Here is a 13,797-nt window from a genome sequence, read left to right as displayed (position 1 = left end):
CGAGAACTCCTCGAGAAATCCACACTTGCCGCGTTCGGGTTCGAACGCAGCCGGGTCGTCACCCGGAGCACCCCACCGTGGAGGAGGGTTGCCGACCAGCGAGCCGGGGCTTGTCACTGGCACTCATGACCTGCGACAAGGTTCGCGGATCCCGCCACGAGGTGTCAATTTAGGATCACCGTGATTCGAAGTTAGGGCAGGCTTACCTGTACCCTGGCTGTCGTGTCACCGACATCGAGTGAGGTCTTCGTGTTGTCGCGCCCGCACGGCACCGTGCGGGGCGAAGGGGTGGTCCGGTCGTTCACCGACGTCGACGAGGCGTCCGCTGCGCTGCGGGCGGGCGAGGTCGAGGCGCTGACCGGGGCGATCCCGTTCGATGTCCGCGACCCGGCGGCGCTGGTCGCCCCCGCCCGCCTGCAGACCGGCGAGGCTCCCCTGACCGGGAGTGCGCCACTGTCCCGGCGAGCGGTATCGACCGTGCTTCACCCCGACGCCGACGAGCATCGCGAACGCATCGCGCACGCGGTCAAACGCATCGTCGCCGGCGACGTCGGGAAGGTCGTGCTCGCGCGCAGTGTGGACCTGGTGCTCGACGAACAGATCCGGCCGGCCGAATTCCTCGACGCACTCGCCGGCGGAAACGCCGGACACAACGCGTTTGCTGTCGATCTCGGCGCCGCAACGGGTTCGGGCTCATGGCTGCTCGGCGCGAGTCCCGAAGCACTACTGCGCAAGTCGGGCTCGACGGTGACCTGCCACCCGTATGCGGGTTCGGCACCGCGGTCCGCCGACCCGGCGGCCGACCGTGCGACCGCCGACGAATTGGCATCCTCGGCAAAGGATCTCGCCGAGCACGCCTTCGTCGTCGACCATCTTCGCGAACGCCTTGGGCACCTCTGCGACGACGTCGACGCACCGTCGACACCACAGCTCGAGTCGACCGGGGAGATGTGGCATCTGGCCACCCCGATCCGTGCGACGCTGCGCGACCCGGCGACCACCGCACTCGACCTGGCCCTACTCCTGGGACCCACACCCGCCGTCTGCGGAACCCCGAGTGATGTTGCCGCCCAGATCATCCGCGACGTCGAAGGTGATCGGGGCTTCTATGCCGGCACCGTCGGCTGGTGCGACGCCGCCGGGGACGGCGAATGGATGGTCACCATCCGCTGCGCCGAACTCGCAGCCGATGGTCGGAGCCTGCGGACGTGGGCCGGCGGCGGCATCGTCGAACACTCCGATCCGCAGGCGGAACTGGACGAGACCGCGTTCAAGTTGAGGACTGTGCTGAACGCGCTCGGGATGAGAGCGATCTGAGTTACGATCGTCGACGATGATCGACGATTTCGTCGTGGCGCGAAACCCCGAAGAAGGGTCGACGCTGCCCTATCTCGTGCGGATTCCCCTCGGCCCCAATGGAATCGTGCTCAAGGTCCGTGACACCTGGCCCCGCGCGACGAAGATCTACTGTCACCGGGCACTCGAGTGGCCCGCGGAACCGGAGATCGTCGAGACCCATCCGGTTCGATCGGTCTCACGACGCGGCGCCGCCATCGATCTCGTCCTCGACCGCGCCCGCGAGAACCGGTCACAATTCGTCCTGACGCGCGCACGGGGCCGAGAGATGATCTTCTGGCAATCGCGTCGTACCACCAAACAAGCTCGACCCAACGTAGCCCTACCCACAGCCCGGGCCCACGGACAGGCTCTCGAGATCGTCGTCGACTCCGGCGAGAAGTACGCGTACTCGTTCGGTCACCAGCAGGCGACCACCACCCGGCGCCGGCTGTCCGCCGGCGACTACGCGATCGTCGAGGGGGACACCGTCGTCGCCGCGGTCGAACGAAAATCGATCGACGACCTCGCCGGTGGCCTGATGTCGGGGAAATTCACCTACCAGCTCGCGGACCTCGCTGGCCTACACCGTGCGGCGGTCGTCGTCGAAGCGGCCTACAGCAAGATCTTCAACCACGAACACGTCGCAGCCTCGCCACTGGCCGAGGCAGTCGCCGAAGCCCAGGTTCGGTTCCCGTCGGTGCCGATCGTGTTCTGCGACAACCGAAAACTCGCCGAGGAGTGGACCTATCGCTGGCTTGGCGCCGCACTTCATGAGTGGCGACTGGCGGTCGGCACCGAAGCCGTCGTCGAGAGTCTCGCGGGTCCGGAAGCCACTCCCGCGCAGATCCGCGCATGGGCGACCGCCCAAGGCATCGAGGTCCCGGCGAAAGGCCGTATCCCGAGCGCGGTACGCCGGGCGTGGGAGGCCCGGAACGGCTGAGAGGCTAGCCGCCAGCCAGAAACCCACCCTTTTTCGGCAAACCCAGCACCCCGAGGGGTGGTGATTCTGCGGAAAAAGGGTGGGTTTGCCGGTCAGCCGAGCGCCTGATCCAGGTCTGCGAGCAGGTCGTCGATGCCCTCGAGGCCGACGGAGAGCCGGACGACCGAGTCGCTGAGTCCGATCGCGGCACGTCCCTCTGGTCCCATCGCGCGGTGCGTGGTGGTGGCCGGGTGGGTGATCAGCGACTTGGAGTCACCCAGATTGTTGGAGATGTCGATGACCTGCAGGGCATTGAGCACCTCGAAGGCGCGCTTCTTGCCGTCGATGCCGTCGTGGTCGTTGAGCTCGAAGGTCACCACGGTGCCACCGCCGGACATCTGGCTCTTGGCGAGTTCGTACTGCGGATGTGACTGCAGGAACGGGTATTTCACCCAGCGAACCCGCGGATCGGCTTCCAGGAACTCCGCGATGCGCAGCGCCGAGGCGACCGAGGCGTCGACCCGCAGGCGCATCGTCTCGAGTCCCTTGACCAATGTCCAGGCGTTGAACGGGCTCAGCGCCGGACCGGTGTGACGCATCAGTTGCTGGACCGGGCCGTCGATGTATTCCTTGGTGCCGAGGACGGCGCCGCCCATGACGCGCCCCTGGCCGTCGATGTGCTTGGTGCCCGAGTAGACGATGACGTCGGCGCCGAGTTCCAGGCCGCGCTGCAGCAGCGGGGTGGCGAAGACGTTGTCCAGCACCACCTTCGCGCCCGCGGCGTGGGCCAGTTCGGACACCTTGGCGACGTCGACGAGCGTCTGCATCGGGTTCGACGGGGTCTCGAAGAACACCGCGTCGGTCGGCTTCGACAATGCGCGTTCCCACTGCTCGAGGTCTTCGCCGTCGACGAACTCGGTCTCGATGCCCCAGCGCGGCAGGATCTCGTTACACACCACGAAGCATGAGCCGAACAGGCTGCGGGCGGCGACGAGCCGGTCGCCGGCCTTCAGCAGGGCGCCGAGCGCGACGAACACCGCGGCCATGCCGCTTGCGGTCGCGAAGCAGGCCTCCGCACCTTCGAGCTGACGCAGGCGCTCCTGGAACATGTGCACGGTCGGGTTGCCGTACCGGGAGTAGACGAACCGCTGGTCCTCGCCGGTGAAGGCGCGCTCGGCGGCCTCGGCGGAGTCGTAGACGTATCCGCTGGTCAGGTAGAGCGCCTCGGCGGTCTCGTGGAACCCGGAGCGGACGAGGCCGCCGCGAACGGCGATGGTGTCGGGCGAAAGACCTTCCGGCAGTTCACGACCCACGGACAGATCAGCACTCACGATTGCCTCCACGGCAGATTCTCGGCACGCCACCCGGACGCGCCCCGATGGTCGTTGCTGTCGAGGGCACCCTCGAACCCGTCGACCACGTTGTAGGCCTTGCCGATTCCGTCGGCGGTCGCCGCCTCGGCCGCACCGATCGATCGATGGCCCGAGCGGCAGAGGAAGATGACCTCGTTGTCATCGGTGACCCCGGCGTCGCGCAGCTGCGCGACGAACTGCTCGTTGCGCCGGCCCTCGGGGAACGTCGTCCACTCGGCGAAGATCGTGCGCTTGCCCAGCACCTCGAGGTCGGGGACGCCGACGAACGACCATTCGGCCTGCGTCCGACAGTCGACGAGGACCGCGTCGGGGTTGTTCTCGAGCTTCTCCCATGCCTCGAGGGGGGTCAGGTCGCCGGCATAGGTCATGATGAGCACACCTTCCATTCGCCGTTCTCGCGAATCACGGTCGTCTCGACGACCTGCTTGTCGTCGGGAGTGTTCTTATAGTGCCAATGGACCTTCACGGTCGCCCGGTCACCGTCGACCACCAGGTCGGTGATCTCGGGGATCTCGATGTGGCCGTTCTTGTCCAGCGACGCCTGGTTCTCGGCGACGAACTGCGCCTCGGCGGGGAAGCCTGGCATGTTCAGATCGGCCTCACATGTATTCGCGCGGTACTCGACGTAGTTCGGGCCGTTCTTGGCCGTGTACAGGTCGTTGATGGCGTATTGGACCCGCGCGTCGTCGCTGACCCGTTCCTCCGCCGGCCGCGAGATGCTGGAGAGCACGATCGCGAGCACCACCAGTCCGACGAATCCCGCCGCGGCGAAGAACGGCCACGCGTTCTTCCAACTGGGCGGCGCCTCCTCGACGAGGGCGGCGTCGACGTCCTCGTTCGGCGATCCGACCTTCCCGGACGCAGGCTTCTTCGAGGACGCAGCGCCCCGTGAGGTGTTCCGGGATGCGGCGCCCTTACCGGAGGGCTTGTTGTCGGGGCCCCCGCCTGCAGCTTTGGCCATGGCGCGAAGTGTATCGACCGACCGGGTGTGATCTCCGCCCGGCGTCGGCGCAGCCCTGCGGCCGAATCGCGGGGGGCGCCACCGACCGCGATCAGTAAGGTGGCCCTAACAACTGCTGCCGACCGGCGAGGACCTCATGCGTTCGCTCACCCATCGACTGTTCGGACTCCTGCTCGCGGCGATCGCGGCCGCGCTGGTGGTCTCCTCCTGCTCGGCACCCGAGGAGGACGTCGCCGACGCTTCGGCGCGCGTGCCCACCCCGGAAGCGGGCGCGATACCCGTGACGGTGCAACAGGCCTACGCGCCGGCGATCGTGGAGAAGGCACCCACGCGGATCGCCGCGCTCGGCGTCGGCGACGGGGACACACTGCTGGCCCTCGGTGTCATGCCGACGACGATCGCCCCCTTCGCCGATCCCGACCAGGCCACCGCGCCGTGGAACGCCGAACTCATCGGCGACGCGAAGCCGGTGGTCCTCTCCAACTCCTCGGCGGCTCTCGGTGACGAGATCCCCAAGGCCCTCGCCACCCGCCCGGATCTGATCACCGCGGTCGGCGCCGATCCCACCCGCGACCAGTTCGAACTGCTCAGCAAGACCGCGCCGACCATCCTCCGGCAGGCGCGGTTCGAGCCCTGGCAGGTGCCGTGGGATGCGCAGACGATCCAGATCGGCACCGCGATCGGGCAACCCGACCTCGCCCGGCGCAAGGTCGGCGAGACCGAGTCCTTCCTCGCGGGCATCCGGGCGAAGAATCCGCAGTTCGCGGGCAAGACCGCCGTCGTCGTGACCGCGAGCCCGACGGGCGGCGTCTCGGTGTACGGACCCGGGGACGGCCGCGCACAGACCCTCGCGGGTTACGGCCTCGTCTATCCGCCCTCTCTGCGGGATGCGATCACCAGCGGGTTCTACGGCGAACTGCCCGCCGAGAGCCTCGACCGTCTCGACTCTGCGGACATCGTCGTCGCCGTGGACTGGCAGGGCTCCAACGACAAGCTGCGCTCGAACCCGGCGTTCACCCGTCTCGAGGTGGCGCGTTCCGGACGCGTCGCCTACCTGCCGCAGGAAGTCGGCAGCGCCATGTCGGTACCGACGCTGCTCACGATCCCGTGGGTGGCCGGTCAGGCCGTCGGACTAATCGCGACCGCCGCCGACTCGCGATGAGGAGCGCGCCGACGGCCGTCGGACTAATCGCGACCGCCGCCGACTCGCGATGAGGGGCGCGCCGACGCCGCCATCACGATGACGTCGAGAAGTGAGGATTACCTCACAGCTAATTTTGGTCGCAGACACCAAGCGCCTACCGTAGAAGGGATAGGCCTTATCCAAGCGTGTCGACAGTAGGATCCAGGGTTCCGGAATCCTGTTCCTGCGTCGGGGCGCGCCGAGCAACGGAAGACACCTACTCCATGAGCGACAACAGCCGCCCGCTGCGGGTTGCGATCGTCGGTGCTGGTCCCGCCGGGATCTACGCCGCCGACGCGTTGATGAAGTCCGACTCCGCGAAGGACCGCGGCGTCAGCATCGACCTCTACGAGCGTATGCCGGCTCCGTTCGGTCTGATCCGTTACGGCGTCGCGCCTGATCACCCGCGCATCAAGGGCATCATCACCGCGCTGCACAAGGTGCTCGACAAGCCGCAGGTCCGCCTGCTCGGCAACGTCGACTACGGCACCGACATCACGCTCGCCGAGCTCAAGCAGCACTACGACGCCATCATCTTCTCCACCGGCGCCACCGACGACCGCGCGCTCGACATCCCGGGCATCGACCTCGAGGGCAGCTACGGCGCCGCGCAGTTCGTCGCCTGGTACGACGGCCACCCCGACTTCCCGCGCACCTGGCCGCTGGAGCAGGAGAAGGTCGCCGTCATCGGCGTCGGCAACGTCGCCCTCGACGTGGCACGCGTTCTCGCCAAGACCGGCGACGAGCTGCTGCCGACCGAGATCCCGGCCAACGTCTACGAGGGCCTCAAGGCCAACAAGGCGATCGAGGTGCACGTCTTCGGTCGCCGCGGACCGGCCCAGGCCAAGTTCACCCCGCTCGAGCTCAAGGAGCTCGATCACTCGCCGAACATCGAGGTCATCGTCAACCCCGAGGACATCGACTACGACGAGGGTTCGACCGTCGCCCGCCGCGGCTCGAAGATCACCGACCAGGTCGCGACGATCATCGAGAACTACGCGATCCGCGAGCCCAAGCAGGGCGCGATCCACAAGCTGTTCCTGCACTTCTTCGAAAGCCCCATCGAGATCCTCGGCGAAGACGGCAAGGTCGTCGGCCTGCGCACCGAGCGCACCCAGCTCGACGGCACCGGCAACGTCAAGCCGACCGGCAAGATCACCGACTGGGAGGTCGGCGCGGTCTACCGGGCGGTCGGCTACCTCTCGGACAACCTGCCCGAGATCCCCTTCGACTCGCAGGCCGGGGTCATCCCCAACGAGGCCGGACGCGTCTTCGACGAGGGCCGCCAGCTCACCGGCGTCTACACCACCGGCTGGGTCAAGCGCGGACCGGTCGGCCTCATCGGCCACACCAAGGGCGACGCCAACGAGACCGTCGACTGCATCTTCAAGGACATGGAGGCCGAGAAACTCCTCGATCCCGCCACGCCCGGCGAGGACGCGATCATCGAGCTGCTCGAGTCGAAGAACATCCCGTTCACCACGTGGGACGGCTGGTACCGCCTCGACGAGCACGAACGCGCACTCGGTGCCGCCGAAGGCCGTGAGCGCGTGAAGGTCGTCGAGCGGGAAGACATGCTCGCCGCGTCGGAGCCCACCAAGGTGGCGCGTCCGTCGGCCTGATCGACACCGCCAGAACAACGACGAGGGGCGACCGGTTCTCACCGGTCGCCCCTCGTCGTTCGTTCGCCTGCGCCGGGCCTAGCGACCGGGGATCGCGGGCACTCCCTTGACGTCGGTGCCGCCGCCCGTCAGGGCCGCCGCCGACGCGGACGAGCCCGTACCGAACCGGTCGAGCGGGTTGTCGATGCGTCGGACGTTCCACCAGAAGCCGGCGTTGTCCGTCAGGTTCTCGGCGTAGTCGGAGATCGCGTATCCGGCGATCGACGACGGGAAGCACCCGAACCAGGTGGTCTTGATCGTCAGCGATTCGTTCTTCTTCAGCTGCGACTTGAACTTCGTCGCGCCGTTGATCTCCTGCAGGGTGACGTTGCGGAACTCGCCGTCACGCGCGGTGACCCGCATGAACCGGGTCATGCTCCACGCCTGGTTCCACGGCGTACCCGGCGCTCCGAACTGGCAGTAGACCCCGCCCGTCATCTGAAGATTGGGGACGGCGGCATGCGCGGGCGCAGCACCCACGAGCGTGCCCGCTGCGATGCTCCCCGCAGCCAACACCCCGACAACGGCCCGTTTGAGTGACTTCATAGATCCTCCTGATTCACAACCCTGGAAACATTGGGCATATCGATCCGAGCTCAACGCAGTGTTACCGAATACACAGGCTCGACTCAGGCGTCGTGTTCTTTCGTTATCCGAACGACATGCACGGTGCCGCCCTGTCCGGGCCGCCGAGCTGCGTTGGTAAGGTAACCCTTTGTGCGCCGCTCCCTCCGTGTCCTCGGCATTCCCGTGCTGGTCGCGGCCCTGGTGGGGCTGGTCATCGCCTCGGTGCTCTTCGGCACGCGTCCGGTTCCGCTCGACGAGGTCTGGACGAGTTTCGCCACGGGGGTCTCGGAGATCTGGGCGGCCCTCCTCGATCTGCGGATGCCGGTGATCCCCAAGGACACCGACGTCGACGGCATCGTCTGGGACCTCCGCGTCCCGCGAACCCTGCTCGGGCTGTTCGCCGGTCTGGCCGTGGGCGCGGCCGGTGCCATCACGCAGGGGCACACACGCAACCCCATCGCCGATCCCGGCATGCTCGGCGTCAATGCCGGCGCCGCATGCGCGGTGGTCGCCGGGATCTACGTGCTCGGCATCACCAGCCCCCTCGCGTTCATGTTCTTCGGGCTGCTCGGCGCGATCATCGCCGCGACCGTCGTCTTCGGTCTGTCCGCCCTGAGCGGCTCGAGTCCACTCACCCTCGTGCTCGCCGGCACCGGTCTCACGGCGATGCTCACCGCGATCACGTCGTCGATCGTGCTGGTCGACACCAACTCGCTCGACCAGTGGCGGTTCTGGAGCGTCGGGTCGACCGCCGGCCGCGGGATCGACGTGTTCTGGGCGAGCCTGCCGTTCATCGGAGTCGGACTCGTCTTCGCGCTGGCGAGCGGTTTCTTCCTCAACGTGTTGAGCCTCGGCGACGACATGACCAAGGCGCTCGGCTCCCGGGTGGTGCTCATCCGCGCGCTCGGCATCCTGACGATCACCCTGCTGATCGGCGCGGCCACCGCGGCCTGCGGTCCGATCGTCTTCCTCGGGCTCGTGGTGCCGCACATCGCGCGTGGGATCGTCGGCTCCGACTATCGCTGGATCATCCCGTATTCGGCGCTGTTCGGCGGGATACTCCTCGTCGGCTGCGACATCCTCGGCCGCGTCGTCGCGCGCCCCGGCGAGGTCCAGGTTGGCGTGATGCTGGCGCTCGTCGGCGCACCGTTCCTGATCTTCATGGTCCGTCGGCAGAGATTGGCATCCGTATGAGCACGTCCGACGTGAAGACGCCCGAGCCGGCTTCAGGTGGGCCCGCGACCCGTACGCGGGGCATCGCGCCGCATCCCGGCGGCTACCGCCTCGCGATCGAGCCGGTCTCGGTCGTCGTGCGTCCGCGCATGCTGATCGTCGCGCTCGTCTCCGCGGCACTCGCCGTCGTGCTGTTCCTGACGAGCGTCGGCGTCAGCGACTTCCCGCTCACCCCGGTCGACGTCGCACGCATCCTGCTCGGCGGCGGCACCCGCATCGAGAACGTCGTCGTCTTCGACGTCGCGCTCCCCCGGGCCCTCGTCGGCCTGCTGGTGGGCATCGGACTCGGCATGTCGGGGTCCATCACCCAGCTGATCTCACAGAACCCCCTCGCCACCCCCGACATCCTCGGAATCACCGCGGGTGCAAGCGCGGCGGCGGTCGCGGCCCTCGCCTTCTCGAACACGAGCTGGGGCAGCTGGTTCGGCGACCTCGGCGTCCCGGCGTCGGCGATGATCGGTGCGCTGCTGACCGCCGCGCTGATGTACGTGCTGGCCTGGCCGGGCCGCAAGGCCAACAGCGGCATCAATCCGTTCCGCCTCGTCCTGATCGGCGTCGGCATGACGTGGATGCTGCAGGCGCTCACCAACTTCCTGCTCACCCGTGCCGACATCCGCGACGTCGGGCGTGCCCAGGTGTGGTTGGTGGGCTCGGTCGCCAATGTCGGCTGGTCCAATGTCTGGCCGGTGGTCGGCGGGGTCGTGGCCGGCGTCGTCATGATCGTCGTGTTCTCCCGGCAGATCGGCATGCTCAGCCTCGGCCCGGATCTCGCACGCGGACTCGGCGTCCGGACCGGCGCGGTGTCCACCACGCTGCTGCTGACGGCGGTCCTGGTCAGCGCGCTGTGCGTGTCCGCCGCCGGACCGATCGCGTTCGTCGCCCTGCTCGCACCGCAGATCGCGCTGCGGCTGGCCCGGACGGCGGTACCGACCCCACTGCTGTCCGGCCTGATCGGTGCGTCCCTCGTGCTCGGCGGAGACCTGTTGTGCCGCACGGTGCTACCCGGCGGGCTGCCCGTCGGCATCGTCACCGCCGCGATCGGCGGACCGTTCCTCATCTACCTGATGATCACGATGTCCCGGAAGGCGACCGTATGACCATCTCCCCCACCGATCACAAGCTGCAGTCGACGTCGCGGCTGCGCGGCACCGGGCTGACCGTCGGCTACGACCAGCGCGTGGTCATCGACGGCCTGGACATCGACATCCCCGACGGCCAGGTCACGACGATCATCGGCTCCAACGGCTGCGGCAAGTCGACGCTGCTGCGATGCCTCGCACGACTGCTGCCGCCCAAGGCAGGCACGGTCTACCTCGACGGCGACGACATCTCGCATGTCCGGCCCAAGCAGGTGGCCCGGACCCTGGCGATCCTGCCCCAGAATCCGGTCGCACCCGAGGGTCTGACCGTCGCCGACCTCGTCGGCCGGGGCCGGCATCCGCATCAGCGGTGGTACCAGCAGGCAACCGCCGCCGACGAGGCCGCGGTGGCCGAGGCGATGGAGATGACCGACACCCTCGAACTCGCCGACCGCACTCTCGACGCACTCTCCGGCGGTCAACGGCAACGGGTCTGGATCGCGCTCACGCTCGCGCAGGGCACCGACCTGATCCTGCTCGACGAGCCGACCACCTACCTCGACCTCGCGCATTCGATCGACGTCCTCGACCTCGTCCGACGCCTCCGCGACGAGCACGGCAAGACCGTGGTCATGGTGTTGCACGACCTGAATCTCGCGGCCCGCTACAGCGATTCGCTGGTCGTGATGAAGAACGGCGCGATCGTCACCGTCGGCACCCCGTCCGAGGTCATCGACGCCGAGATGCTCGACGACGCCTTCGGCCTGCGCGCGCATGTGATGACGGACCCGATCGCGGGCGGGCCGCTCATCGTGCCGCTCGGCGCGCACACGCGGGCCTTCTAGTTTCCCGCGCCCCGTTCGCGCCCGGCATCGTTGGCGAGCATCTGCTCGCGGAGTGAGTCGTAGACGGGCGGCGTTCCGGAGAGATGTGCGACGAGCACGGCCGCCGCGGTCGCGGCGAGCATGGGCACCGCCACCGTGGTCGTCGCACTCATCTCCATCACCACGACCATGCCGGTGAGCGGCGCCCGCACCACCGCACCGAACAGCGCGGCCATGCCGGCGAGCACCAGGGCGTCGCGCAGCGTCGAATCCGATTGCGGGAGCACGGCGTCGAGGCCCGCGGCGAACAGGACCCCCCACAGTGCGCCGAGCGCGAGCATCGGCGCGAACAGGCCGCCCGGGGTTCCCGCGGCATACGACAACGGACCGGCGACGAACCGGACCAGGAACAGCGCGGCCACCACCGGGAGCACGACCGAACCGTCGAAGATCTGTTGCGCGAGGTTGTCGCCCCCACCGGCCGCGTCGGCATCGATCGCCATCAGGCCGCCGACGATCGCACCGATGATCGCCGCCTTGGCGATCGCCGGAACACGCGTGATCCCACGAACCGCGTTGATCGCCCCGAGAACCGCTCGCCCGTAGGCGATTCCGACGAGTCCGCTGAGGAGCCCGAAGACCACGAACACCGGCAACAGGGTGATCGAGGGCGCGGCCACCACTCCGACGAGGAAGTCGGGCCGGTCACCCAGGATCACGTGTCCGCAGGCCACCGCCGCGGCGACGGCGAGGATGGTCGGCACCACCACCCGGATCCGGAACGAGTGCGTCACCTCCTCGAGCGCGAAGAGCGCGCCGCCCACCGGCGCCGTGAAGGCGACCGCCAGACCGGCCCCGCTGAGCGAGGTCTGCATGACGCGGACGTCGTGCTCGTCGAGCTTGGCACGGCGCCCGGTCTCGGAACCGACGGCCGCACCCATGTGCACGGTCGGTCCCTCGCGGCCGAGGATCAGACCGGAACCGATCGCGGCGAGGCCACCGAAGAAGCGGGCGGGGACGACCCGGAGCGGCGCCGGCTCCGCCTCACCGCGTTCGACGGCCTCCACGTGCTGGATTCCGCTGCCCGCGGCGGTCGGTACGAGATGCGACACGAGCGCGCCGAAGGCGGCTCCCGCAGCCGTCACCGCCACCGGGATGAACCACCCCGGCGCACCGAGACCGTCGGCCCAGTCCAGCATCTCGAACCGCCACCGGTTGAGATGGTCGAGGCACCAACGGAAGGCCCCGCCGAGTACACCTGTCACACATCCCGCGAGGACGGCGAGCACGCACAACCTCACCAGGCCCTGATTGTCCGTCGTCGGCGAGGTCACACGTGAAAGTTACCGCGCATGACGTTCACACCGGCGCTTGACGAACGGTGGATCCGTGTCACCGATGGGCGAATCGCGGTCACACCGGCTGAACCAGACGGCCCTGCACCACGAGTGACGCATTCTGTTTCAGCCGCCGGACACGGATGCTGACCGAATAGCCGAGAACCCCGTCCACGGCACCGACTCCGGTGCGCAGATAGCGGTAGAAGTCGTCGGTGTCGCGGCAGATCACCGCGACCATGAGGTTGTGGTCACCGCTGATCGCCGCCGCGAACGCCACCTCGTCATGTGCGGCGATCTCGGCGCCCACCTCGTCGATCGCCGACGGCGCCACGGTGAGCCACAGCGTCGCACTCAGGTCGAAACCGAGACGTTCGGGCAGGATCTCGACGTCGTAGTACAGTGCCCCGCTGCGTTCGAGCGTGCGCAGGCGTCGCCGGACGCGTCCGACGGTCCAGCCGCAGATGCGCGCCAGTTCCCGGTGCGAGAGCCGACCGTCGTGGGTCAGCGCGTCGACGAGGGGCGCGTCCTCGGCTGTCAGACGCGCACTCTCCCCCGGACCACCGGTGCCGGCGTCCTCCCCCTCCGCCTCGGGATCGTCGTCCCCGGCGCCGTGGGCGGATCCGTTCGAGGTCACCAGATCCCGGGCGGACTCGGAGAGATGACCGCCGAACCCGGTCCACTTCGACGCCGAACCGACGTTGAAGGCATGCAACAGGAGGTCGACGCGGACGTCGAGGACTCCCACCCGGGACGAGAGTGCCGCCAGCAGGGCATCGTCGCCGACCGCCCCCATCGGGGTCCGGACCACGCAGATGATCTCGGTCCCGCCGGAGACGACGTACGCGAAGCCCACGTCCCGACGACGCGACAGCGACGCGGCCAGCGGCTCCAGGCGGTCCGGACGGCAGCGGACGCGCGCCACCCATTCGGAATCACCGCGCACCGCCGGTCGCACGATTCCCACCACTCGCATCACCCCGGCGCGACGCAGTGCCTGGTAGCGCCTGGCCGCGGTCTGCTCCGAGATGCCGGCGGCCTCGCCGAGGCGCCGGAACGACGCTCGCGGATGGACCTGCAGAGCGCGGAGGATTGTGCCATCGGTGTCGTCCATCGTGGAGGAATCGTACCGCCGACCCCCGCCTCCAACGTGAAATGTTCCGCCCCTCGACCGCTGACTGCGGTTTTCGCGGCGATCCTCCCGACAATGGACGCCTGCGCATGTTCGCGCGGCATCCATCGCCTGCCCCCCGAGACGACGACCAACGGTCGCGTCCGGTCACCGGGCCGCGCCCGCCCCACCCGACAAGAGAATGTGAGAG

General features: G+C 68.4%; 13 protein-coding genes and 1 riboswitch. Of the genes, 7 read left to right on the top strand and 6 right to left on the bottom strand.

What is annotated here, in order from left to right:
• Positions 1-16: 16 nt before the first annotated feature.
• Positions 17-131, bottom strand: a riboswitch (SAM riboswitch).
• Between the two features lie 118 nt (positions 132-249).
• Together BLU62_RS28675 and BLU62_RS28670 are read left to right on the top strand one after the other, a co-directional pair.
• Positions 250-1,317, top strand: a complete 1,068-nt coding sequence (locus tag BLU62_RS28675) for an isochorismate synthase (protein ID WP_084811984.1) — start codon at positions 250-252, stop codon at positions 1,315-1,317.
• A 16-nt stretch (positions 1,318-1,333) separates the two neighbouring features.
• Complete coding sequence (locus BLU62_RS28670) at positions 1,334-2,278, top strand: ERCC4 domain-containing protein (RefSeq protein ID WP_074853899.1); 945 nt, start codon at positions 1,334-1,336, stop codon at positions 2,276-2,278.
• Between the two features lie 92 nt (positions 2,279-2,370).
• On the opposite strand, the gene BLU62_RS28665 is transcribed toward BLU62_RS28670, so the two are convergent.
• From BLU62_RS28665 to BLU62_RS28655, 3 genes are read right to left on the bottom strand one after another with little or no spacing between them, the layout of a single operon-like run.
• Positions 2,371-3,588, bottom strand: coding sequence for an O-succinylhomoserine sulfhydrylase (locus BLU62_RS28665; protein WP_074853898.1), 1,218 nt, complete (start codon positions 3,586-3,588; stop codon positions 2,371-2,373).
• The gene (locus BLU62_RS28660) at positions 3,585-3,998 is read right to left on the bottom strand and encodes a rhodanese-like domain-containing protein (RefSeq protein WP_074854306.1); all 414 of its coding nucleotides are present in this window, start codon (positions 3,996-3,998) and stop codon (positions 3,585-3,587) included. The genes BLU62_RS28665 and BLU62_RS28660 overlap by 4 nt, the downstream gene beginning before the upstream one ends.
• Positions 3,995-4,591 (bottom strand): Rv0361 family membrane protein, encoded by a 597-nt coding sequence (locus BLU62_RS28655; protein ID WP_074853897.1) that lies wholly within the window; start codon positions 4,589-4,591, stop codon positions 3,995-3,997. Before BLU62_RS28655 ends, BLU62_RS28660 begins: the two co-directional genes overlap by 4 nt.
• Before the next feature lie 136 nt (positions 4,592-4,727).
• Between BLU62_RS28655 and BLU62_RS28650 the strand changes: the two genes are divergently transcribed.
• Both BLU62_RS28650 and BLU62_RS28645 read left to right on the top strand, forming a co-directional pair.
• The gene (locus tag BLU62_RS28650) at positions 4,728-5,753 is read left to right on the top strand and encodes an ABC transporter substrate-binding protein (protein WP_074853896.1); all 1,026 of its coding nucleotides are present in this window, start codon (positions 4,728-4,730) and stop codon (positions 5,751-5,753) included.
• 245 nt (positions 5,754-5,998) lie between these two features.
• Positions 5,999-7,396 carry an FAD-dependent oxidoreductase gene (locus tag BLU62_RS28645; RefSeq protein ID WP_074853895.1) on the top strand — a complete coding sequence of 466 codons (1,398 nt, stop codon included), beginning with the start codon at positions 5,999-6,001 and terminating at the stop codon, positions 7,394-7,396.
• 78 nt (positions 7,397-7,474) lie between these two features.
• On the opposite strand, the gene BLU62_RS28640 is transcribed toward BLU62_RS28645, so the two are convergent.
• Positions 7,475-7,981 (bottom strand): hypothetical protein, encoded by a 507-nt coding sequence (locus BLU62_RS28640; protein ID WP_074853894.1) that lies wholly within the window; start codon positions 7,979-7,981, stop codon positions 7,475-7,477.
• Positions 7,982-8,152: 171 nt separating this feature from the next.
• Between BLU62_RS28640 and BLU62_RS28635 the strand changes: the two genes are divergently transcribed.
• The 3 genes from BLU62_RS28635 to BLU62_RS28625 are packed head-to-tail and all read left to right on the top strand — an operon-like array spanning position 8,153 to position 11,159.
• Positions 8,153-9,196: a FecCD family ABC transporter permease gene (locus tag BLU62_RS28635; protein ID WP_074853893.1), complete on the top strand. Its 1,044-nt coding sequence runs from the start codon at positions 8,153-8,155 to the stop codon at positions 9,194-9,196.
• A complete protein-coding gene (locus tag BLU62_RS28630; RefSeq protein WP_074853892.1) occupies positions 9,193-10,332 on the top strand; it encodes a FecCD family ABC transporter permease in 1,140 nt (379 codons plus the stop codon). The genes BLU62_RS28635 and BLU62_RS28630 overlap by 4 nt, the downstream gene beginning before the upstream one ends.
• Positions 10,329-11,159, top strand: a complete 831-nt coding sequence (locus BLU62_RS28625; RefSeq protein WP_074853891.1) for an ABC transporter ATP-binding protein — start codon at positions 10,329-10,331, stop codon at positions 11,157-11,159. The genes BLU62_RS28630 and BLU62_RS28625 overlap by 4 nt, the downstream gene beginning before the upstream one ends.
• Here BLU62_RS28625 and BLU62_RS28620 read toward each other — a convergent pair.
• Both BLU62_RS28620 and BLU62_RS28615 read right to left on the bottom strand, forming a co-directional pair.
• Positions 11,156-12,472, bottom strand: coding sequence for a ClC family H(+)/Cl(-) exchange transporter (locus BLU62_RS28620; RefSeq protein ID WP_074853890.1), 1,317 nt, complete (start codon positions 12,470-12,472; stop codon positions 11,156-11,158). The two genes, BLU62_RS28625 and BLU62_RS28620, sit on opposite strands and share 4 nt — an antisense overlap.
• A gap of 79 nt (positions 12,473-12,551) precedes the next feature.
• Positions 12,552-13,589 (bottom strand): Lrp/AsnC family transcriptional regulator, encoded by a 1,038-nt coding sequence (locus BLU62_RS28615; protein ID WP_074853889.1) that lies wholly within the window; start codon positions 13,587-13,589, stop codon positions 12,552-12,554.
• Between the last annotated feature and the right edge of the window lie 208 nt (positions 13,590-13,797).

The sequence above is a fragment of the Gordonia westfalica genome, assembly GCF_900105725.1.
Lineage (GTDB): Bacteria > Actinomycetota > Actinomycetes > Mycobacteriales > Mycobacteriaceae > Gordonia > Gordonia westfalica.
Note: the sequence above shows the minus strand (reverse complement) of the source record. Positions and strands in the feature narration are given on the sequence as shown.